The following is a 22,162-nucleotide window of genomic DNA, read 5'->3' as shown; positions in this document are numbered from 1 at the left end:
ATTATTAAGTGATACAATTCGGACGGGTTATTTCTTCCTGCCGCTTTTCTTTTCCTGCGGTTTCCTGTCCGGGAAGGAGTAACCTATGGTAAAGTCAGGATTAAGCACCAATGCGGCATCGAAGCTCTTGCCCTCACGGCTCTTGAAGCCTTTGACAAGAGGAGTGCGGCCTTTGGTCGCCAGCTCGATGATCTGTCCGTCGGTCAGTATCTTACCTCCCTTGTTACGGAACAGGGTGAAGCTGCAATCGACATCGGCGCATTTGGCAACCTTGTCGAAGAACAGGATGCGGCTCTTCCTGCACTTGGGACAGGTGCATTGCTCCCCCGAAGGAGCGACATTGAGGGTGGCGGCCAGCAGTTCGGTAACGATCTGTGCGGTATAGACCTCTATGTTCCGGCGGAAAGAGAGGGCATCGGCCTCTCCGGTTTCTATTTTGGCGAGGGTGTTCTCCCACGCCGCTGTCATTTCGACGTCGGCAATCTTTTTGTCCTTTACCGTATCGTAAACCGCCAGTCCTTTTTCGGTAGGCACAAGGTTCTTCTTGTCCCGGCGTATATAGTCACGGGCAAACAATGTTTCGATGACAGCTGCACGAGTGGCCGGAGTGCCGATACCGATCTCACGGATTCCGGCACGCAGTTGTTCGTCGCTGATCTCTTTGCCGCAATGCTCCATGGCGGAGAGCAGTGAACTCTCGGTATGCAGTGGTTGGGGCTTGGTCTGTTTCTCCACTGTTTCGGAGGCGAGCAGTGGCAGGGTTTCACCCGTTTGCAGTCCTGGCAACGTGGTTTCCTCCGCCTCCTCTTCCGGCTCGCCACGCACGGCACGCCAACCGGCGGACTTGATGACCGCACCCTTGAGAGTGAATATCTCACCGCCTGCGGACAAGGCAACTTCGGTCATTTCCTTGACGCAACATGGCAAGAAGGCTTCGAGCAGGCGTGCGGCAACCATTTCGTAGATAGCCTGCTCGTCCTGCGACAGACCTTCGGGCAGGTTCTCGGTGATGAGAAGCGCATGGTGGTCGGTGACTTTGGCATCATCTACCGGACGGCGGTTGAGCGGTGCGTCCGGCAAGACGGATGCGGTGGCGGTGAAGCGTGGATATTGCCGCAGGAGCATTATGCGCGAGGGGATCTCGTCGAAAACATCCTCGGATATATAACGGCTGCCGGTACGTGGATAGCTTAGCACTTTCTTCTCGTACAGGCTTTGCGCAAGCGTGAGCGTCTTGTCTGCGGAGAGGTCCAGTTTGCTGTTGGCCTCTTTCTGCAAGGCGGTCAGGTCATAGAGCAACGGCGGCTCTTGAACGGCCTCCCTGCGTTCTACGGAAGTGACGGCAAGCATACAGCCGTCCTTAATCTCACGAAGCCTGGCAGTGGCCGAATCAAGGTCATCGAAGCGGTTCTGTGACAGTGCAGAGAAGTCGATGCCGTCCTTGGCCGCCGAAACCTTTATCCGGAAATATGTCCGTGGCTCGAACTGCCTGTTCTCCCGGTAGCGTGAGCAGATCATCGCCAATGTGGGGGTCTGCACCCGTCCCAGGGAGAACACGCCCTGTCCGGCGGCAAGGCTGAGTGCCTGAGAACTGTTGATGCCCACGAGCCAGTCCGCCTCGCTGCGGGCTTTGGCGGAGAGGTAAAGGTTGTCGTAAAGACTTCCCTCCCTAAGGTTTTGCAACCCCTCACGGATGGCCTTGTCGGTGAGCGAGGAGATCCACAGACGGGCAAAGGGCTTGGTACAACCGAGATAGTTGTACACGTAACGGAAAATCAACTCGCCCTCACGACCTGCGTCGGTGGCGACGATGATGGACTCGCACCTGTCGAACAGGTCCCGGATCACTCCCAATTGCCTGACGACTCCGGGATCGTCCTTGTAAGCCTTACCCTCTCGCACCTGGCGGGGAACAAGCCTGAACTCTTGTGGCAATATGGGCAGGTGTTCCCGACGGAAACCGGAGAGACCGTAACTTTCGGGCATGGCAAGACCGACCAGATGCCCGAATGCCCATGCCACGGCATATCCGCCCCCCATTAGATACCCCTCTTTCCGTTGGTGTGCGCCCACTACGGACGCTATGGCCTGCGCCACGCTGGGCTTTTCTGCAATGATAACTTTCATATATAATGTATTATTTATGTGAATGGTTAAATGGATACTCCTTTCTTATCGGTTTTCTGTACCGGGCGGTTCCGGCTGACGGTGTTTTCCGGCTTCGTGCCCTCCTGACGGACGGCCGCCTGTTGCGACTGTCCCTGCTTTTTGCTCTTGTCCGGATTCCATTTGAAGAAATCGAACTTTGCCCGCTCGTGGTTGACACGGACGAAAGCACTGAATAAGTTTCCCTCGTTGTCAGTCATGTCCTTGATATGGACTGTCTTGCCGGCGGCTAACTTCTCCCGTACCTCGGGTGTCAGCCCGACGCCTTTGAGTACCTGTGGTATGACCAGTTCACGGCTTCGCATTTGTGTCTCTGATTGCGCCTGTTTGCGGTTCAGTCCCCTGAAGTCATAAGTGAAGCCGCCCTTGCAGACGTTATACTGGAGGCGTGCGTCGTAATATCCCTGTTTCTTTTCGGACCACATGTTCTCAACCAGCACGGACTCGCCCCGTGCCAGCCTTGTGGTCTGGTCGTCGGAGAGTCGTACCCGGTTCACTTCCTGCGGTATGGTGATTTCACTGACCGGAACATGGTGCAGGCGGTTGGTTTTGGGATTGAGCGAGAGCAGACACGGCTCACGCACTCCTCCGGCAAGTTCCAGCTCAACGACGCAGCCGGCATTGTTGCTCCTGGAAAGATTCTCTTTCACTTCGGGAGAAAGCTCCGTACCCATGTACGGCCGGTCCAGTTCGGGATACCGCTTGCAGCACTCCACGTTCAGGACCGGTTTGCCGCCGGCTGATTCCACCAGACGGATGCAGGCCGGCGTTTCGAAGTCGATACCCTCGAAGGAGATCCTGATGTCGAGGACGGCGGACTCGTGGCCGTTCAGCAGGCGTTGCATGCCCGTTTCGCCCAACGATTCGGGGGTTACGCCCATGCGTGCGAGCTGCTGCCAATCCACCTCGTCCACTCCCCAACGGGTGGTCTGTTGCGGGGTGTCGCCTGTGATGCTCTGCTCCTGTGCCGGCTGCCGGATGTCAATGGCGTAATTGGAAAGAAGCTGTCCGTTCTCTTCCGGGAATTTGAATATCTCCACCAGGTCCTTGGCTGCGGATAACATTTCCACCGGCAGGTGGTAGAAGCGGAAGTCCGACGGTCGATCATACTGGCGGTTCATGTTGGAGAAGAACGTCCCGATCACGGACTCGTTGCGGTCGATGTGCAGAAAAGTCTCGGAGGGCTTTGCCTGTGCCAGCGGTTTGGTGCGGAGTGAACCGTCAGGCTCAATACCCTGAACGATGTGCGGCGTGTTACCGTCGGAGGCGTTGGTGACTACCAATGCCTCGTTCTTGAAATCTTTGAGATTGTCCATAAATCAATCGGATTAAATAGTGAAACAATAAAGTTACTTGTGGTACGAAGGTAGGCTTAAGCTGTTGTTGGACGAGAGGGAACGTGACGATCGGATACAAGTGGCTACCGGTTGGCATGAAATGTCTCCTGTTTCCTATTCTGTGTGATTCGTTTTATACATCGCAGGCAACATCAAGACGTTGCCGAAGAATCATTCATCGGATATTTTAGATGATCCGAACGGCGGGCCGAAAAAAACGTTCCCGTTTTTGAGTACATGACAGAGAATACGGTGGAGTAGGAGGATTATCAAGAAAAGTATCCCATGGGTATCGGCCAGCTTTTTTTTGATATTGTGACTTTTCCGGGAGTCATGAAATATTTTCCTTTGAGATAAAACTAAGAACAGTTAATAGAATAAATGCTTAAACAACAGCAAATATATCCTTGCCGTATTTATCAAGGTAATACCATACTATTATTTTGAGGAGAGGCTTGTTGAAGAAAGATTTCCCGTGTCAGTTTTGTTTGTGTAGTATTCTTTTTGTGCATGTTTAATCATTGACCAATGGAGGATTCTTGTTGATTTTCTATTTTTTATTGTAGAACATTGTTACAAATAACATGTATTTTGTTTGCTGTTTTGTTTCTTTCATGCGAATTTTGCGTCTTTTTTATGTAAATAGTTAATTCATATAGTAATTTATAATACAGTTATGGCAACAGTAAAAACAGTATTAGTAAAGGGGCGGTGTAATAGTCGCGGGGCCTATCCATTGGCTGTGCAGGTCCTTCATAAACGGAAAAAGAAAGTTTTTTATACAGGATACAGCATTACCCCCTGTGAGTTTGATTCTTTTAGCGGACGAGTACTCTTTAATGGTGTATATACCATGGAAACTGTCCGACGCATGAACCGTACATGCCGGAAAATTTGTAAAATCTTGGATAAAGCCATAGGCATATTGGAAAGGGAGGGTAATGAATATACGACATGTGATATATCCAGAGTCTATGAAACCCTGACTGGCAAAGTGGGTTTTTACAGCTATTTCCGTGAGAGAATCCGTGTGCTTTTCGACACCGGGCATGAAGGGACGGCAAAAGCGTATGAGGCGACCCTGCATTCCATGCAAAAACATTTGTGTAAGACTGATTTTCCATTTGCACATCTTTCTTCCCGCCTTGTCATTAAGTATCGTGATACTCTCCTGGAGGCCGGTGTGGGCAAGAATACGATAGGGTTTTATTTACATAATATGAAAGCGGTGTACAGGCGTGGATGTCTTGAATTGAATCTGGTATTTCCTTCACCTTTTTGCAATATCAGAATCCGGTCTGAAAAGACCGTCAAACAAAGTCTTCCTATGAAGCAGGTGAAGTCTCTTGCCAACCTGTCACTTTCAGTCGGAACACCGGAATGCTTGGCCAGAGATGTTTTTATGTTCAGTATCTATACTCGCGGAATGTCATTCGTAGATATTGCTTTTCTAAAAAAGAGCGATATTTTTCCCGGGGTAATCCGCTATAGAAGGCAGAAGACCGGTCAGTTGCTTGAAATAGGTATTAACCGGCAGATACAGAATTTGCTGGAAAGGTATGGAGATACTTCCGGTGACTATCTTTTCCCTCTGGTTGATGAATCTGAAACTCCTTATTCGGGGTATAAAAAAGCTTATAACAGGATGAGGTATGCGCTGAAAAAGGTTTCCTGGAATATCGGTATGAGCATTCCTTTGCGCTTGCATGCCGCGCGTCACTGTTGGGCAATGATGGCTCGTGAGAACGGTGCTCCGCTTCATACTATCAGTGAATGTTTGGGACATTCCTCGGAGAAAGTGACCAGAATCTATCTGAAAGAACTTGACCGGTCGGTACTGGACGAAGTGAATAATCACATAGCAGATAAAATATGTTAATTTTATAATTATAATACATTATTTAATCATGAATATAATACATTTGTAAATACACTCTATTTACTCTCCATGACAGAGAGTGAAAAATCACTTGTTTGTCATTTTTTATCATACGGAAAAGCGACATAACAACATTAATATTAATTGTGTGCAAAAATAGATAACTCTCAATTAAACACAATTATCTAAAGAGTTCTTCTTTTTATCTTTTTCGCTCAATTACACTCTACCGGAGAGCTTTCCTGGAGTTTTATCCCTATTTTTCAGTAATTTTCTCCATTCTCCGGGAGTGTATCCGAAGTTTCTTTTACAGTACCTACAAAATTGGGGGTGTGAAGAAAAATGCAACTCTTCAGCTATATTCCCTATCGGTATATCCTCATCAGCCAGTTTATATTTAATTATATTATTTATTTGTTTCTGTAACCAGTTACCCGCAGGTTCTCTGAACTCTTTTAAAAATTTCCTTTTAAAAGAAGAAAGGGGAGTTCCACATAGTCCGGCAAGTTCCTTTACTGTCCTGGCATTTCTATAATTATTGAATATCTTTTTTTTAAAATCATAGTCATTTCCCAATATGGGATGGAAAAAGGCGGCTTGTTCCGTTTTTGTATAATAAAACCGTATGCTCCAGAAGAGCTCTTTAAGCTTCGTTTCATGAAAATGAACGCAATTGGCTCCGTCTTCCAAATAACTTATTAAAAGCTTGAGAAACAAATGCAACCTGTCTCTGATTTCAAGAGGATATATTTTATCACCGGGGGAATCCAGGCTGTTAAGTTGTGCGAATGAAATCTTTTCACAACTTTGCACGGCATTATCAAATTGTGCAATAACAATACTCCCTTTCCCTCGTGAGTGGATCTTAAATCTACTCCCCCTACCGAAACAAATCATATTACCAGCCAAAAGCTTCATTTTTTTTCCGTTGCAAGACATTTCCAGTTCTCCTTCTATTACAAATAAAATGGAATCAGTCTCATTTATCTCCTCATCCATTTCTATATCACAAAATTTGTGATATAGAAATCCTTCCCGGATGCATTTTGTGTAATTGTAACAGGAAGTATGTTCTTTTAAATATAATATTCCCATTGTTTCTGTTATTTAGTAAAAAATATAAGGTTATATTATTGTATATCTACGGATTATTCTTTTTATATATATTATTTTCCAATTTATATTCGTACAAAATGCATTTTAATGCCTGTATATGCATTTCTCTCTCTATTTTCCACTCTCTGTCATGGAGAGTGGAAAAATATATTTTTTAATGATTAATGTTTTAACTCGTTTTGCTATATGTAAGTATGTTGAATAAATTATATTTTATGGAATTGAAGAAGTTTTTTGTTTTGGTCCTGCTCTTGGGAAGTGTCTGTCCGGCTTTCTGTGGTGGTGACACCTTGCATTGCCGGTTCTATTTCCCCGTCGGCAGTGCCATTCCGGATCTTTCCTACCGGGACAATGGCCCTCGTCTGGACTCCTTTCTTTCGAGCATCCGCTCCCTGCAGGAACGTGCCGTACTGCGCCGTGTACGCTTGCGTTCCGGCGCTTCCCCTGAAGGGAATTCCATGTTGAACAGACGCCTGTCCGATGAACGGCTCGTGTCTCTGCGTGCCGTCATGCGGGAACGTCTTTCCGTCCCCGATTCGGTGCTTGTCTGCCTCTCCTCGGGAGAAGACTGGGAGGGCCTCTCCGTCCTTGTCGGGGAGTCTGACATGCCCTGCCGTGACGAGGTCCTCCGTATTCTTCGTGATACTCCCGTGTGGGTGGTTCGGGGCGGTAAAGTGGTTGATTCCCGCAAGCGACAGCTGATGAATCTGCGTGGCGGGAGCGTGTGGCGTTATATGGCCGAACATTTTTTTCCCGAACTCCGTAACTGTACCGTGGTCGAATGTGAGTTTGGACCCGTAATTTCCGGAAATGACCGGGAAATCGCCGTTTATCAGAAAGAGGCGGAAGCACGGGATACGGTCATCCTTCGTGACACTGTCGAAAGAACCGTTGTTATTCGTGACACGGTACAGGTGCCCGCTTCCGTTGGCAATGCCCTCAAGCCTTTTTACATGGGTCTGAAAACCAATCTGCTCTACGATGCCCTTCTTGTTCCGAATCTTGGTGTGGAGTTTTACCTCGGCAGAGGCTGGTCGTTCGGCGGCAACTGGATGTATGCCTGGTGGAAGAGCGACAGGCACCATAACTACTGGCGGATATACGGGGGTGAATTGGCCCTCCGTAAATACTTCGGGCGCCGTGCCGCAGAGAAACCGCTTGCCGGGCATCACCTCGGACTTTACGGCCAGCTGTTCACCTACGACTTCGAGGTCGGGGGGACGGGTTACATGGGCGGCAGGCCGGGTGGTACGCTTTGGGAGAAGATGAACTATGCCGTGGGACTGGAATACGGCTACTCGCTACCCGTCGCCCGTCGCCTGAACCTGGATTTCGTCATCGGCGTGGGCTACTGGGGTGGTGAATACCATAAATACGACCCCGTTGACGGTTGCTATGTCTGGAAAGAGACCCTGCAGCGTCACTGGTTCGGTCCCACGAAAGCGGAGGTTTCGCTCGTGTGGCTTTTGGGAAGAGGCAACCATAACGAGAAAGGAGGCAAGCAATGAACAAGATGAATCTAATCTTACAGGCTGTCACTATATTTGCAAGTCTGTTATTAATATCCTGCGAACATAAGGATTTGTGCTACGACCATTCCCATACCTATAGAGTACAGGTGGTTTTCGACTGGCGTAACACTCCCGGCGCGAGCCCTGAAACCATGCGCCTTTATCTGTTCCCTGTCGATGGGGGTACCTCCCAGGCCTACGAGTTCACCGATTACCGGGGAGGTTACATTAACGTGCCTGCGGGAGGTTATAGGGCGTTGTGTGTCAACTCGGACACGGAGTCCGTGCTTTACCGGAACACCGACTCGTTCGACGGCCTTGAGGCCTATGCCCCCGAAGGTGTCCTGAACGTGGGGGGCTCTCCGGCTCCCCGTGCGGAAGGCACCTCGGGAGAGCGTATCGCCGGGTCTCCGGACCGTCTTTACAGCGACCGTCTTTACGACCTTGTGATTGAACCCTCCAAAGAGAGCCAAACGGTAACCCTCTATCCCGCACTCTCGGTATGCCGTTACCGGGTTACGATTACGAATGTGTCCAATCTAAAATATATTTCTCCTGACGGTGTCTCCGGTGCTCTTACCGGTATGTCCGGAGGAATGCTTGTCGGTCGCAACGAACTTACGTCCGATCCCGTGACCGTACCTTTCGGGGTTGTTTCCGACGGTACCTCCACCCTGACGGCCGACTTTCTGGTTTTCGGGCAGACCGGTCCGGAAGATTCTGTACACAAGTTGGTCATCTACGTGATCATGTCTGACGGAAGTAGGAATTACTACACGTTTGACGTGACCCGGCAGGTTGACGGTGCCCCCGATCCCCGTGATGTCCATATCATGCTGGACGGCCTTCCCCTGCCCAAGCCCATTGTTAACGGCGGAGGCTTTCATCCCACGGTTGACGAGTGGCAGAACGTTGACGTGGATGTTCCCATGTGATTTGCGGACCGTGCTCTCCATGCCTCACGATACGGAGGTAAAGAATGAATAGTTTATCTGTTTAATATATTTTTAATTTTAATGTTTTACTGTATGAAAAAGAATCTTTTATTCGCAGCTATGGCTGTAACAGCGTTGGCCTCTTGTTCCAACGATGATGTCGTTGACGTGAACAATGGCGGCGGCATTTCCTTCCGTGCTTCTTTGGACAGGGCCGTTACCCGTACCAATGTAACAAGCCTGCAGAATCTGGCGGCATTCAATGTGACCGCCATCGGTGATGGCAAGAATTATTTCACGGACCTGGGTGTCAGTTCTGCTGATAACGGTGTAAACTGGACAACCGCTTCCACTTACTACTGGCCGGGTTATGAGCTTGCCTTCTTCGCCTATGCTCCCCAAGCTCCCGCCGGCACAGTGAGTATAGACAATGCGTCAAAGAAGATAACCGGTTTCTCTCCCGCACAGGCCGTTGCAGATCAAAAGGATCTTGTGATCTCTTACAATACGGGAACTAAGGCTGTCAACGAGGGTCCCGGTGTTGCCATGAACTTCAAGCACGCCCTCTCCCAGATCGAGGTCAAGGCCAAATGTTCCAATGACAAGATAAAGATTGAGATCATGGGCGTTAAACTGGTGAATGCCGCCGCAAAGGCCGAGTTTGCCTTTCCGGAAACAGAAACCAAGTCCAGCTATGTCCTGCAGCAAAGCCAATGGTCTAACTGGAGTGAAAAAGACGATCCTACAAAGGCCTACATGATCAAGGGAGGGGCGCCCGTCATCCTGACAGCTGATGCCCAACGCATCATGTTCGGTGACGACAACTTCATGCTTATTCCACAGCAGCTAACGGCATGGGACGGTACTACTGCAACTACTGGTGCTTACCTGTCCGTGCTCTGTCGCATATACAGCCTGGACGGCGCCAATGAAACACTGCTTTACCCGCAACCGGCAGCAGGTGATGCCAAGGACGGCAAATACGCATTCTCTGCCGTAGGTATCAACACCAACTGGGAACCTGGTAAGAAATATACCTACACGCTGAACTTCTGCGGCAACGGCGGTGGTACTGGTGAGATTGATCCGAACCCCACTGATCCGACGAATCCCATCGATCCGACCATTGATCCGGATCCGGTACCCGGTGGTAACGGTGGTGATCCTGTTCTGGGCAACCCCATCAAGTTTACTGTAACTGTTGACGAGTGGACCGACCAGCCAGTAGATGTCGCGATGTAAAATCTAAAGTATTTTGTTTCATTTTTGATTGTAATTTAACAATCAGCCTGGACGGGATTGGACTTGCATTACCCCGCGAGGGACAGGGCCGGATTTTACTATCTTCGCCCTGTCTGTTCCTTTCCAGGCACTTTTTACCAGAGGTATTCCGGACATTTTCTTTCAAGGGGTATCCATGTCGGAAATCCTTTTTTAACGTTTGTATGATTTTTATTACCGGTACGATTAATTCATTAAAGTAACAGATATGAAATTTTCCCGTTTTACATCATTTCCCGGCAGGTACGCCTTTTGGCGTCATCTGTTTTCGGCGCTTGTTTCGGGCAGTATTTGCCTTTTCTCTTGTGAGGATGACATGGATCGTCCTTCACTTTCCCCGCATGTATCTTTCACCTCCGAGATCAGCTCCTCCTGGACTCCGTCAACCCGTTCCACTACCGATGCTGATGTTCCGCAAGGTACTGTCATCGCCCTGCAGGGAGGCAGCACTCCTCTTTACCTGCACACGCTTTACACAGACAGCATTGCTTCACCCTCTTCGGACGATCGTCCGGACACGGCAGCTCTTACCCGTGCCACTCCCATCAAGAATGACAATATGTACAACAGTTTCGGTGTCTCCGCTTACTCCTACACCGGTTCGTGGAGCGAAAGCAGAACCCCCGACTACTTCTATAATGCCACTGCCAGCAAGTCCGGCAGTGACTATGTCCTTTCCTCCGCCTATTATTGGCCCGGGGCTTCATACAAAATGAGGTTCTTCGCATACGCTCCGAAAGACAACGGGCATTATGTGCTTTCCGGCAGCGCATATGCCGGTTCTCCTGTCATCAGTGTGACCGTTCCGGTCGATGTCAATGAGCAGGAAGACCTTCTCGTGGCAAAGACGGATGAACTGGACGGGAACACCAACGCTGCCGTGCCGCTCACCTTCAGGCATGCCCTGACCGCCATCAGGTTCGTGTGCGGAGCTGACATGCAGGGAGGTACCGTAAAGAGCGTCAGTTTGAAAAATGTATATTCCAGTGGGGCCTACAACATGGGAACGCAGACATGGAGCGGTGTAGGTACTCCCGCCACTTTCCCGCAGACATTGGACAGATCCATTACGGGAATCCCGGACGAACCCCTTACTGTCGATGCGCAGACCTTCATGATGGTTCCGCAGACCCTTCCCGACGGCGCGCAACTTGAAGTCGTATTCACTGATAACTCCAGCATGGACCACACGCTGACTGCCGATCTCAAAGGCACGGTCTGGCCTGTTGGCAAGACCGTCACTTATAAGATTTCCAGCAGTTCCATAAACTGGACCTACACACTTGCCGTTACCTCCCCGGCCGACTTTACCTATGAAGGCGGTACGCAGCAATACAATGTGACCAGTTACCGGCAGAACACCAAAGGGGTTAAAGAGGCTGTCGCATGGACCGCACAATATTCAGAAGATGGCGGGGCATCATGGAGCAATACCAGACCCGGCTGGCTGGATGCGTTTACCGTATCCGGAAATGGTGGAGATACTCCACAATCATACAATGCAACTGTCATCGCACAGACTGGCGTAGAGGCTAATCCTCAACATACGGCTGCTCTACAGAATGCTTCGGTCAAAGGTACTGAAACTGTCCCATATAATCTTGCCAACCAGACTAATGGTGGCACAGTGGATGAAAACACCGCCAACTGCTACGTTGTCGGTGCTCCGGGATATTACTCTTTCCCTCTGGTATATGGAAATGCCATCAAAGGTGGTACGACCAATACGTCCGCATATACCTCTACGGCTCCGTCCAGAACCACTATTCTGAGTCATTTCATCAACCATGCTGGTAACGCGATCACTGACCCCTATATACGCAACAACGCTGACTGCACGCCTGCTAAAGCAGAACTGGTATGGCAGGACGCACCGAATTTGGTTACCGATATAAAATACAACAATACGGGCAACGGCAATATATCTTTCACGGTGGACAAGAATACCATCCGACAGGGTAATGCCATCATTGCCATCAAGGATGCCGGCGACAATGTCCTGTGGTCCTGGCATATCTGGGTTACCGATGAAGATATCAATAATGCCATTGAAATTACCAATTTCCAGGGTAAGAAGTATAAATTGATGTCTGTCAATCTCGGCTGGTGCGATGGAAGTACCACGAATTATGCAGAGCGTAGTTGCAAGGTCAAATTCACAGCCGGAGGAGAGAGTCAGACAATAACCGTCAAACAAGCCTCGAATTCAATCACAACAGATGGCAATCATCCTTATTATCAATGGGGACGCAAGGATCCTTTCCTACCTTCGAACGGATTGGCCAATACCAATAAAATCTGGTACGACAAAGACGGCAATGCTCACACGGAAAGTCCTAAAACGGAGAACTTTTCTACCGGCGCCACTTGTATCATGAATTATATTCTCAAACCGGATGTGATGCAGAGTCAATATTATGGCGATAATACATATGCAAATCTATGGAGTGCCGATAACAATGTTTATACTGCCAATGACGAAAATGTCATAAAAACGATTTATGATCCCTCTCCTGTGGGCTTCAAACTTCCTCCCGGTAATGTTTTCACTGGATTCACAACAACCGGAGGCAGTACAAGTACGTCTTCTGAAATCAACGGAACGTGGAGCAGCAGTTCCTTGAAGGGATGGAATTTCTACACTGATTCTTCAAAGAGTAAAACCATCTTCTTCCCTGCGTCGGGGTATCGCTACCGTTCCAATGGCATGGTGAGCAACGTTAGTAGCGACGGCTTCTATTGGTCGGCGGTTCCGTCCAGCCCGACCAAGGGTCGCTACCTGTACTTCTACTCGTTGCAAGTGATCCCTTTGAGCACCTCCAACTATCGGGCTGTCGGGTTTGGGTTGCGTTCTTCCCAAGAATAGGGAGCGTAGCGACCGTATCCGTTTCATTGGATTATTTTCCCTACGGCTTTAAGGCCGTAGGGATAGTACCGGCGAAGCCGGTCGATTTTTATAGATATTAAAATTAAATAATTATGACCAGCAAGGATTTTATAGAAGCTGAAGCAGGTAATAACGGAAGTATCATTCTTTATCGTGAGGGGCTTTTCTGGAAAGCTTATGAAAAGTCTGCTTACGCTGTCTGTACGCAGATCAAGCCTTTGAAGGCTATAAAAAGAAGGTTAAAGTCACTCGGTGGCGGTGAGATAGTTTCAGTGGGATTTCCATGTAAGCATGAACAAAAGTATATAGGTTCTTTGGAGCATATGGAGACTATGCCTGACCGTCTTGTGTTGCGAACGCTAAAACCTATAGACGGACAGAGGTTTGAAGAATGGAAACAGGAACTTTCATCGGAGCATTCAGTTGTAGGGAGGAGAGATGCGTGTGTGCAGAATCTGTCACGGAGTAATATTCCGCATGGAGAGTTAATCATGCGAATCCGGATGTTCAATCTGGCGGAAAGTACTCCGATGGATTGTATGTTATTTGTAAATGAGTTGAAAAAGATGCTCTAATATACAATGAATGAGAAGTGGCAGTTTATGATAATTTGCCTGTGTATAAGGCTGCATATGACTTGTTAAGGAGTGTGTATGAGAAGACGGGAAAGATTCCCCGTGATGTGAAATATACACTGGTGGAGGTGTTGAAAAAGGATCTGACCGAGATTATGGTAATGATATACAGGGCTAATGCTACGACTGGAAAACTTCCGTATATTGAACGGGCAAGAGATCTGGTTGTAGGAGTCAAGGTCCGTTTAAGACTGTTGCAAGATATGCGGCATATCAGTGTGAAGCAGTATGCGGCGTTTGCCCAACAGGTGGAGTTGCTGTCGAAGCAATTGTCGGCTTGGCATGATTATGCACGGAGACAGGACGCAAAGAGTCAAGAAAAAATATAAACAAGAAAAGATATAAATAAAAAGGATTCCTTTGCCTACACAAAACAGGATAAGGCCAGCATTTCGTATAGCCAAGACTTGCGAGAGAGTGCCAGATAAATTCAGTAACCCACTGTCCGTGTAAAAACGGTCATGGCGGATAGATGTATCCGAAGCCATGTTGCGGGCAGTAATGGACAGTTTTATATCGGGGTTCCGAAAGGTCCTCCGATATATAAATAAGTGGTTATATTTCCCTGCGTCGGGGTATCGCAACTATTCCAATGGCGGGGCGAACAACGTTAGCAGCTACGGCTACTGTTGGTCGGCGGTTCCGAACAACCAGAACAACGGTCGCAACCTGAACTTCAACTCGTCGAACGTGAACCCGTTGAACAACAACAATCGGGCGTACGGGTTTGGGGTGCGTTCTTCCCAAGAATTTATCCTTGTACGAGGCAGGGAATCCTTTGAATGTAAATTACAGAAATGGCTGAATGTTATAAGAGACAGGATTTGCTTACGGATCTTTTTCATGCCTATTACGAGGCGAGGAAGAAGAAAAGAGAAATACTGCGAGCCAGCTTGCGTTTGAGATTGATCTGGAACATAATCTTATGGAGTTGTATGAACAGATAAGGGATAGGAACTACACTCCTTCACCTGGGGTATGTTTCGTGGTTAACAGGCCAGTGAAGCGAGAAATTTTTGCCTCGGATTTCAGGGACAGGGTAGTGCATCATCTGTTGTATAATTATATTTCTCCTATGTTTGAGGGCAGAATGATTTTTGACAGTTATTCATGTCGCCGAGGAAAGGGGACAAGTCAGGGAATAGCACGCCTGGAACACCACATACGCAGTTGTACGCAAAATTATCGTTATAGTGCCTATATATTAAAACTGGACTTAAGGGGGTATTTCATGAGTATCAGGAAGGATCGTCTGTACGATCTTATCTGCAAGGGACTGGAACGATATAGAAGAAGCCGGAAACAAAAAGAATGCCCGGATATGGAACTGATAGATTTCCTGCTAAGACAGATTATATTCAGAAATCCCCAGCGGGATTGCCGGATACGGGGTAGCGCGGAAGATTGGGAAGGACTTCCACCCACGAAAAGTTTGTTCAATTCTCCGGAAGGTGTGGGACTTCCCATAGGAGATTTGACATCCCAGCTGTTCAGTAACATCTATTTGGGGGAGTTGGATGGATATGTGAAGCGTGTTTTACGCTGTAAACATTACGGGCGTTATGTGGATGATTTTTTTATTGTCCATCCAAGCAAACGCTATCTAAAGGAACTGATTCCATGGATACGGGAATTCTTGAAGGAAGAATTGGAGTTGGAGTTGCATCCGGATAAAATCGAATTGCAGCATTACAGTCGTGGTGTGGCTTTTCTGGGAGCGTATGTGAGACCGTACAGGAAATATCCGTCAAAACGTACCGCAGGATTTTTTCGGGAAGCGGTACACAGGCTGGAAAAAGAGAGTTCCAAAGGAAAACCCGCTCCGGAAAGACTGCGAAAGATGTTGGCTGTGCTAAACTCCTACCAGGGGCATTTGAAGCATTTCAGATCATACGCTCTGCTGGATAGGTTCTTGCGTAATTCACCTTTGAAAGAATATTTCTATTTTACGGGAGGTTATAGAAAAGCCGGTATTAGGAGTCGTTTTCTGATCCCTATAAAAGATACGTACGGGAGAGGAAAAGAACCCGAAACTTTTCCTGAAACCGGGGGGCGGATTATGGATAATAGCGTAATCGTGAAGATAGCGGGGGCAGGAATAGTAAATAAGCACCAGTATATGTATGAAATGTATGCCTATGAAACTGAAAGTACGAATATTTGAGGGAAAATCTCCCGAACTTTATCTGGCCGTAGGGCACTTTGTACTTAGTCCTGCATATCTGCGGGAGAATAACAACTACCCTTATAAATCCTCCCGGATGTTTACCTGGCATGTTCTCTACCATGAAGACCAGGTAGTGGCTTTCATGCCTGTTGAGAGAAAACTCGATGGTGGTTATAAAATTGATAATTATTATGCCACTCCCGATAGGGAGAGGGGGAACCAGTTGCTGAAGCTGTTGAAAAGCGTGATCAAGGAGTCGGGCGATGAGACTTCCCCTTTGCGGGCGACCGTTCAGAAACGGGATGCCGGAATTTTCAAATACATGAATTTCATCACGATCCGGGAAACCAAGTTATATGTTATGATGGAATTGGTACGTATGGGTTCCGACAGTGGGCAACAGGATGGCTGAAAGAGAATGGGAGGAACTCGGATGAATGTATATCAGGCGTTGCGGGAGAGGATCAGAAGAATCTTCGGCGAGTATGATTATGTGTGCCTTTCTTTTTCGGGGGGGGTAAGGACAGCGGTGTGCTGCTGAATGCCTGTGTGGAGCATATCAGGCAATATGGAGGTCGGATGGGAGTATTCCATATGGATTACGAAGTGCAGTATTCCCTGACCACGGAGTATGTGGATGAGATGCTGTCTTCGAACCGGGATATTCTGGATGTTTACCGCTGTTGCGTGCCTTTCAAGGTCGGTTCGGCTGCATCCATGTACCAGAGATTCTGGCGGCCCTGGGACCCTTGTGTCCGTTGGGTCAGGGAGATGCCTGTGGAATACCTGGGTACGGAAGCATTTGATTTTTATACTCCGCAGATGTGGGATTACGAGTTCCAGGAATATTTTTCCTTTTGGCTCCGCAAGCAACTTGGAGTGCAAAAAGTGGCATGTCTGGTTGGAATACGTACCCAGGAAAGCTTTAACCGTTGGAGAACGATCTATCGTAGCACTCCGGGCCCTTCAGCCGACTGGATATGTCCTGTCGATGAGGGCATAGACAACGTGTATCCGTTGTATGACTGGCATACTACGGATATATGGACTGCCAATGGCCGTTTCCGTTGGAAATACAACAGGTTGTATGACCTCTATTATCAGGCGGGTGTTCCTCTGAACAGCCAGCGTGTTGCGAGCCCGTTCATTTCCCAGGCCATCCCGTCGCTGCATCTGTACAGGGTGATCGAGCCGGAGATGTGGGGCAAGATGCTGGGACGTGTGAACGGTGTTAATTTTGCCGGGGGTTACGGTAACTCTGTAGCGATGGGATGGCGGGGTGTCAGGCTGCCTGAGGGAATGACCTGGAAAAAATATCTTTTTTTCCTTCTGGACACCCTTCCTGAGGATGCCAGGAACAACTATCTGGATAAACTGGAGGTAAGCGTGCGGTTCTGGCGGGAGAAGGGCGGCTGTCTGGCAAAAGAAACGATCATGAAACTCAAGAGGTTGAATATCCCTTTCGAACTTGGCGGGACATCGGGATACAGGATGCACAAGCTCCCGGTCAGGATGGAATACCTTGATGACATAGACCTGCCTGAATTCCGTGAATTGCCCTCGTACAAGCGGATGTGCATCTGTATCCTGAAAAACGACCACTGTTGCAAGTACATGGGCTTTTCACCAAATAAACAGGAACAGGAAAGAAGACGGAAGATGATGGATGAATATAGATCTTATTTTAATGAATGAAAAGATGGACAATGAATTTACCAGTCCCGTGTATGGCGTCAAGGCTGTACCGGTGGAAAGGATCAGGGCGAATTCCTATAATCCCAACGTGACGGCCCCTCCTGAGATGCGGCTTTTGGAACTCTCGATTTGGGAGGATGGGTACACGATGCCGTGCGTGTGTTATTACATTGAGAAAGAGGATGTGTACGAGCTTGTGGACGGCTATCACAGGTATAAGGTCATGATGACCTCGCCCAGAATATACAAGCGGGAGAACGGACTGTTACCCGTTACCGTCATCCGTAAGGATCTGGCCGAGCGTATGGCCTCTACCATCCGCCATAACCGTGCCCGTGGAATGCATAAGATCGAGCTTATGACACGGCTTGTCGGGGAACTTACGAGGTCGGGCATGTCGGATTCGTGGATACGCAGGAACCTGGGTATGGACAAGGATGAGTTGCTGCGCCTGAAGCAGATATCGGGACTGGCGGAGCTTTTTGCGGATAAGGAATTCCGTAAGGCCGTAGAATAGGATATTTGGCATAAAACCGAAAATTCGTATGCTCGGAGTATTCGGGAAGTAAGAAAAAATGTAAAAATATTATAAAATGTGCAAGATGGAGATAACAGATCTGATCAAGGGAATGGAAAGTGCAAATGTGTCGGATATTTACATTTTTCTTCACGAGGACGGCCCTGTGGCTTTTGACGCCTCTGCCGCCCATCTTCTGTGTTACTTTCCTGAAATGGAGATGGAAAGTGTGTTTTGTAGTGACAGCAAACGTCACAGAATTATACAGGGATTTGCATTGGAACCGGTGCTGGAACGACTGGCGCAATACCCGTGTCTGGTTGATGACGATTGTATCAGAATAATGTGTGTGCTGTGAATGATAAGGCACGGTATGAAGTAAACGGGTATGGGCGGGAATGGCGGAGCCTGATCTTCTGGAACTGTTCAGAAAGCATGCGCAGGATGGGCAGAAAGAGATGGTCAGCCTGTTTTGCAATGATGTGAGAAGACTCTCCCGGACGAAGAAGATAAAGAGGCTGCTCGTGTTGGGAAGGTACGCAGGGAACTCTGAACTTTGCGGGCATGTGCTCCGTGTGCTGGAGATGCTGCCGGAACTCCCCGGCATGGCTTGTCCTGCATACAGGGGCGTTCTGGTATTGCTCTTCCTTTCACGGGACAGGGATGTTTTGTGCAGGTTGCGGGAGAATGTCGTCCTGCCATGCCGCAAGAGGGGACGTACGGAGGAAATGCTTTGGCTTTGTGAGATTTTGTATGCTATAGGCCCATCTGTTTCCCTGTATGATATTTACAGGGAGGTTTGTCTGTACTTCTATCTGGAACGGAGGAAACAACTCCGGGGATATTCCACTTGTGTCAGTGAACTGGACTTTCAGTTCGCAGAAAGGCGGTTGAGGATATTGTCCGTCGCCGTATTTCGTCTGAAAGTTATTTTTTACAGCCCCGGCGTGTATTCCGTCGGTACACTCTCCCTGCTGTGCCGTATGAGTTATTCGGCCTTCAGGAACAGGTTTCTGTCTGTTTACGGGTTGCCCCCGGGACGTTGGCTAAGGAATCGGCGAATAAAACGCATATGTCTGGATATAAAATATAATCATGGACTTTCACTGGGAGAAATATCGGAGAGGAACGGATTTTCATCAGCAAGCCGTCTGTGTGAATTCTGTAAAAGAAACATGGGATGCACTCCGGGGAGGCTGAAGCAGGCACTGGCTCACCGGTGGCGGAGCAAATAAAAATTCATCAGGCTTGATGTAGAGCTTATTTCAAATAAAAAGCGTAACGGCTATCAGTGCTCGTTTCGCTATCTTGCCGGTGTTTAATTAAAATCCCGAACAGCATGGAACTGTTTACTTTTATCCCTTATTTCCTGTTACTGGAGCGAGAAGAGAGTGACAGGAATACACTGGCAAACGCCAACACCGAGTTCATCCGTGAGGTCTATGAGCTGCAACGTGTGGAAAAGGATGTTACGCTCGTCTTTTTCCAGCTGCAATATCTAAGTTGCAAACTGGTCATTCTGCGTGAGCATTACCGCACAGCACAAAAAGAGCACTTGCCCTGCTATGCCTATATCATTGGTACGCTGGAGTACCTGAAAGGTCTGCTGGACAGATGCAGGTTCATTCATAAGTGCGGTTCCGCCATCGCTCCGGCATGTCTGCCGACTACAGAGGGTGATCCCCCGGTCTGCTGGACGGCAGAGGTCATCTGCCTGATGGAACTGCTGTATGCCTGCCACGAGCTGAAGATGTTCAACGGCGGTGAGGTGACACTCGGGCGTGTGGTGGAATACGTCTGCCATGTGCTGGGGGTGAACGTGAAGAATGCCTCGAGCTACTACGCGCGGATGCGGCGGCGTAAGGCGGGAGACAGAACCTACTTCATCGACCGCCTGCGTGAAGTTCTGCTCAAACGGATGGAAGACGATGACGAGGGGCACAGGAGACGCAATCGATGAAATGCGGACCCTTTCACACACGGTTCTCCACGTGTGTGAAGGCCTTGCATTTACGGTTATTTGTTCAGTTCCAGAAGATGTCTGAGGTTGGGATCTGCGGCGATGCGCTCCAGCTCGTCGGCCACGATCCGTCTGACATCCTCCTTGATCCGGTTGTAGTTTTCCTGTACCATTTCCTTCATGTGATTCACCCCTTCACCGTCCACGAAGCCGGTGATAACGGGTATCTTCTGATATGCCTTTTCCTCTTCGGCTATTTTCTTGGCATCGACGACAATCTCGCAGTGGAAGATTTTCTGTTCAATCCTCTCCCCGAAGTTGTCGGCTACGGAGCCGACGAACATTCCCTGTGTCAGTCCGCTGATCTTGCTGGGTGGAATGAGACTGTCCATTTGGGTGGATATGGAGGTGGAAACGTCCTGCCGGTTGATGGAGATGGAGTGGCGTTTCTGAAGTATCTTGCCGAACCTCTCGCTGAGGGTTTTGGCCGTTTCCCCTACGACCTGTCCTGAAAATATGTTGCCTACCGTGTTGATGATCACCTTCGCCTCCTTGTCGGTATAGTCACGGATAAGCTGGCTGAAATCCTGAAAGCCGAGCAGCACAGCGACCTTGTTGCTGCGTGCGGTGGCTATCAGGTTGTCCAGTCCCTTGATGAAGATGGTGGGTAGCTCGTCGATGATGATGGAACTCTTCAACCTGCCCTTCTTGTTGACAATCTTTACAATACGGCTGTTGTACAGGCCGAGCGCAGCACCGTAGATCGCCTGCCGGTCGGGATTGTTGCCTATGCAGAGGATTTTCGGCTCGTCGGGATTGTTGATGTCCAAAGAGAACTCGTCGGCGGACATCACCCAATAGAGTGCCGGCGAGATCATGCGGGACAGGGGAATCTTCGCACTGGCGATCTGGCCCATGAGCTGGTCGGCAGCTCCCGCCAGCCACGCATCGAGGAAGGGGCTGAGGTAGTTCTCCAGTTCGGGATAGGAGGACATGATGGGAAAAATCTGCTCGTAGGGCTTGTTAAGGAACTCGACGGCATGGGGGAAGGTACAATACCTGCCGTCCTTATACACCCGCAGGAACCAGATGATGGCGGCAAAGAGAATGGTGGGCGACTCGACGAAGAAATCGCCCTGCTTCGCCGCCCACGACCGGTTGAGGTTGAGCATGATGCTGTATGAACTCTCGTAAGCATCGGAGATGTCGGTCATGAACTTCGGATTGAGGGGATTGCAGCGGTGGCTGCGTGAGGGATCGTCGAAGTTTATGACATAGAACTTCGGCGGCACTTTATACCCCTCCAAATGACCGATCAGGTGGTTGTAAGCAATGGTGGAGAGGTCGGGAAACTTGAAATCGTAGATATAGGCGGCATAGCCTTTCTCTATCTGCTGTTTGATGTAGGAGTTCACCACCGCAAAGGACTTGCCCGAACCGGGCGTTCCCAGCACGATGGAGGCACGGAAAGGGTTCACGACATTGATCCATCCGTCGTTCCACTTCTTGCCATAATAGAACCGTGTCGGCAGATTTACGGAATATTCATTTTCGATAAGCCTTGTTTCCTGCATGAAACTTTCGTTCTCGTTGTTGAACACATCGTCCATGAGGTTCTGTTTGAGCAGGCGGGAAATCCATACACCGGCGGCGAGCAGGCAGAGATAGCCGACAGCAAGAGTGAATATATAAAAGGCGGTGCGTGCCAATAACGGTACGGGCAGGCAGAGCAGCCACCAGTTGAAAAAGAAGAGGACGACACCTGCGGAAAGGGCTGTCCAGATATGCACCCATTTGATTTTTTCCTCCTTTACACCCTTCGTGCCCAGACACGAGAGGGCAAGGAAGGTAACGGAGAAAAGCTTTGTCCAAAGGATGGAGCCGAACAATCCGGTCGTGCGCTGGAAGTTCAGCAGAATCCTGTCCACCACTCCGATATTGACGTTCCATTCCCGGATGGACGGATAGCAGAACCAATAGATATTGACAACTACGAATAATACGCTGAGGGCACGCATAAAGTCCATGACTTTCGCCAGTCCCCTGAGATCATCTTCTTGTGACATAATACTGAAT

18 protein-coding genes and 1 pseudogene are annotated in these 22,162 nt (G+C 48.9%); 14 read left to right on the top strand and 5 right to left on the bottom strand.

Annotated elements, in window-relative coordinates:
• Positions 1-27: 27 nt before the first annotated feature.
• A complete protein-coding gene (locus tag BACINT_RS21995) occupies positions 28-2,127 on the bottom strand; it encodes a type IA DNA topoisomerase (RefSeq protein ID WP_007485367.1) in 2,100 nt (699 codons plus the stop codon).
• Between the two features lie 26 nt (positions 2,128-2,153).
• Positions 2,154-3,482: a DUF3945 domain-containing protein gene (locus BACINT_RS21990; protein WP_007485368.1), complete on the bottom strand. Its 1,329-nt coding sequence runs from the start codon at positions 3,480-3,482 to the stop codon at positions 2,154-2,156.
• Positions 3,483-4,179: 697 nt separating this feature from the next.
• Here BACINT_RS21990 and BACINT_RS21985 point away from each other — a divergent pair.
• Positions 4,180-5,382: a site-specific integrase gene (locus BACINT_RS21985; RefSeq protein WP_007485369.1), complete on the top strand. Its 1,203-nt coding sequence runs from the start codon at positions 4,180-4,182 to the stop codon at positions 5,380-5,382.
• Between the two features lie 219 nt (positions 5,383-5,601).
• Here the strand turns inward: BACINT_RS21985 and BACINT_RS21980 are convergent, their stop codons facing one another.
• Positions 5,602-6,477, bottom strand: coding sequence for an AraC family transcriptional regulator (locus BACINT_RS21980; RefSeq protein ID WP_007487760.1), 876 nt, complete (start codon positions 6,475-6,477; stop codon positions 5,602-5,604).
• A 236-nt stretch (positions 6,478-6,713) separates the two neighbouring features.
• On the opposite strand from BACINT_RS21980, the gene BACINT_RS21975 reads away from it, so the two are divergent.
• The 6 genes from BACINT_RS21975 (at position 6,714) to BACINT_RS21950 (ending at position 14,076) form a co-directional block, all read left to right on the top strand.
• A complete protein-coding gene (locus tag BACINT_RS21975) occupies positions 6,714-8,006 on the top strand; it encodes a DUF3575 domain-containing protein (protein ID WP_007485370.1) in 1,293 nt (430 codons plus the stop codon).
• Positions 8,003-8,944 (top strand): DUF5119 domain-containing protein, encoded by a 942-nt coding sequence (locus BACINT_RS21970; protein ID WP_007485372.1) that lies wholly within the window; start codon positions 8,003-8,005, stop codon positions 8,942-8,944. Before BACINT_RS21975 ends, BACINT_RS21970 begins: the two co-directional genes overlap by 4 nt.
• A 93-nt stretch (positions 8,945-9,037) precedes the next feature.
• Positions 9,038-10,186, top strand: a complete 1,149-nt coding sequence (locus BACINT_RS21965) for a fimbrillin family protein (RefSeq protein WP_007485374.1) — start codon at positions 9,038-9,040, stop codon at positions 10,184-10,186.
• A gap of 247 nt (positions 10,187-10,433) precedes the next feature.
• Positions 10,434-13,091 carry a fimbrillin family protein gene (locus BACINT_RS21960; RefSeq protein ID WP_044155163.1) on the top strand — a complete coding sequence of 886 codons (2,658 nt, stop codon included), beginning with the start codon at positions 10,434-10,436 and terminating at the stop codon, positions 13,089-13,091.
• A 113-nt stretch (positions 13,092-13,204) separates the two neighbouring features.
• A complete protein-coding gene (locus BACINT_RS21955; protein WP_005818128.1) occupies positions 13,205-13,687 on the top strand; it encodes a hypothetical protein in 483 nt (160 codons plus the stop codon).
• Between the two features lie 17 nt (positions 13,688-13,704).
• The gene (locus BACINT_RS21950) at positions 13,705-14,076 is read left to right on the top strand and encodes a four helix bundle protein (protein ID WP_005818131.1); all 372 of its coding nucleotides are present in this window, start codon (positions 13,705-13,707) and stop codon (positions 14,074-14,076) included.
• A gap of 294 nt (positions 14,077-14,370) precedes the next feature.
• Here BACINT_RS21950 and BACINT_RS24285 read toward each other — a convergent pair whose 3' ends face one another.
• Positions 14,371-14,592 carry a hypothetical protein gene (locus BACINT_RS24285; RefSeq protein ID WP_128832539.1) on the bottom strand — a complete coding sequence of 74 codons (222 nt, stop codon included), beginning with the start codon at positions 14,590-14,592 and terminating at the stop codon, positions 14,371-14,373.
• A gap of 230 nt (positions 14,593-14,822) precedes the next feature.
• Between BACINT_RS24285 and BACINT_RS21945 the strand changes: the two genes are divergently transcribed.
• The 7 genes and pseudogenes from BACINT_RS21945 (at position 14,823) to BACINT_RS21915 (ending at position 20,086) form a co-directional block, all read left to right on the top strand.
• Positions 14,823-15,911: an RNA-directed DNA polymerase gene (locus BACINT_RS21945; protein ID WP_007485378.1), complete on the top strand. Its 1,089-nt coding sequence runs from the start codon at positions 14,823-14,825 to the stop codon at positions 15,909-15,911.
• Positions 15,886-16,326 (top strand): hypothetical protein, encoded by a 441-nt coding sequence (locus BACINT_RS21940; RefSeq protein ID WP_007667393.1) that lies wholly within the window; start codon positions 15,886-15,888, stop codon positions 16,324-16,326. Before BACINT_RS21945 ends, BACINT_RS21940 begins: the two co-directional genes overlap by 26 nt.
• Before the next feature lie 6 nt (positions 16,327-16,332).
• Positions 16,333-17,609: pseudogene (locus BACINT_RS21935) on the top strand (DUF3440 domain-containing protein).
• A 4-nt stretch (positions 17,610-17,613) separates the two neighbouring features.
• Positions 17,614-18,126 carry an IbrB-like domain-containing protein gene (locus BACINT_RS21930; protein WP_005800221.1) on the top strand — a complete coding sequence of 171 codons (513 nt, stop codon included), beginning with the start codon at positions 17,614-17,616 and terminating at the stop codon, positions 18,124-18,126.
• Positions 18,127-18,202: 76 nt separating this feature from the next.
• Positions 18,203-18,484 (top strand): hypothetical protein, encoded by a 282-nt coding sequence (locus BACINT_RS21925; protein ID WP_005800220.1) that lies wholly within the window; start codon positions 18,203-18,205, stop codon positions 18,482-18,484.
• 40 nt (positions 18,485-18,524) lie between these two features.
• Entirely contained in the window at positions 18,525-19,361 is an 837-nt protein-coding gene (locus tag BACINT_RS21920) for a helix-turn-helix transcriptional regulator (RefSeq protein ID WP_007485382.1), read from the top strand.
• 104 nt (positions 19,362-19,465) lie between these two features.
• Entirely contained in the window at positions 19,466-20,086 is a 621-nt protein-coding gene (locus BACINT_RS21915) for an RteC domain-containing protein (RefSeq protein WP_007485383.1), read from the top strand.
• A 56-nt stretch (positions 20,087-20,142) separates the two neighbouring features.
• Here the strand turns inward: BACINT_RS21915 and mobC are convergent, their stop codons facing one another.
• Positions 20,143-22,155 (bottom strand): conjugal transfer protein MobC, encoded by a 2,013-nt coding sequence (gene mobC / locus BACINT_RS21910; RefSeq protein ID WP_162303114.1) that lies wholly within the window; start codon positions 22,153-22,155, stop codon positions 20,143-20,145.
• Positions 22,156-22,162: the final 7 nt, after the last annotated feature.

Origin of the sequence: Bacteroides intestinalis DSM 17393 (assembly GCF_000172175.1) — a bacterium.
GTDB lineage: Bacteria > Bacteroidota > Bacteroidia > Bacteroidales > Bacteroidaceae > Bacteroides > Bacteroides intestinalis.
Note: the sequence above shows the minus strand (reverse complement) of the source record. Positions and strands in the feature narration are given on the sequence as shown.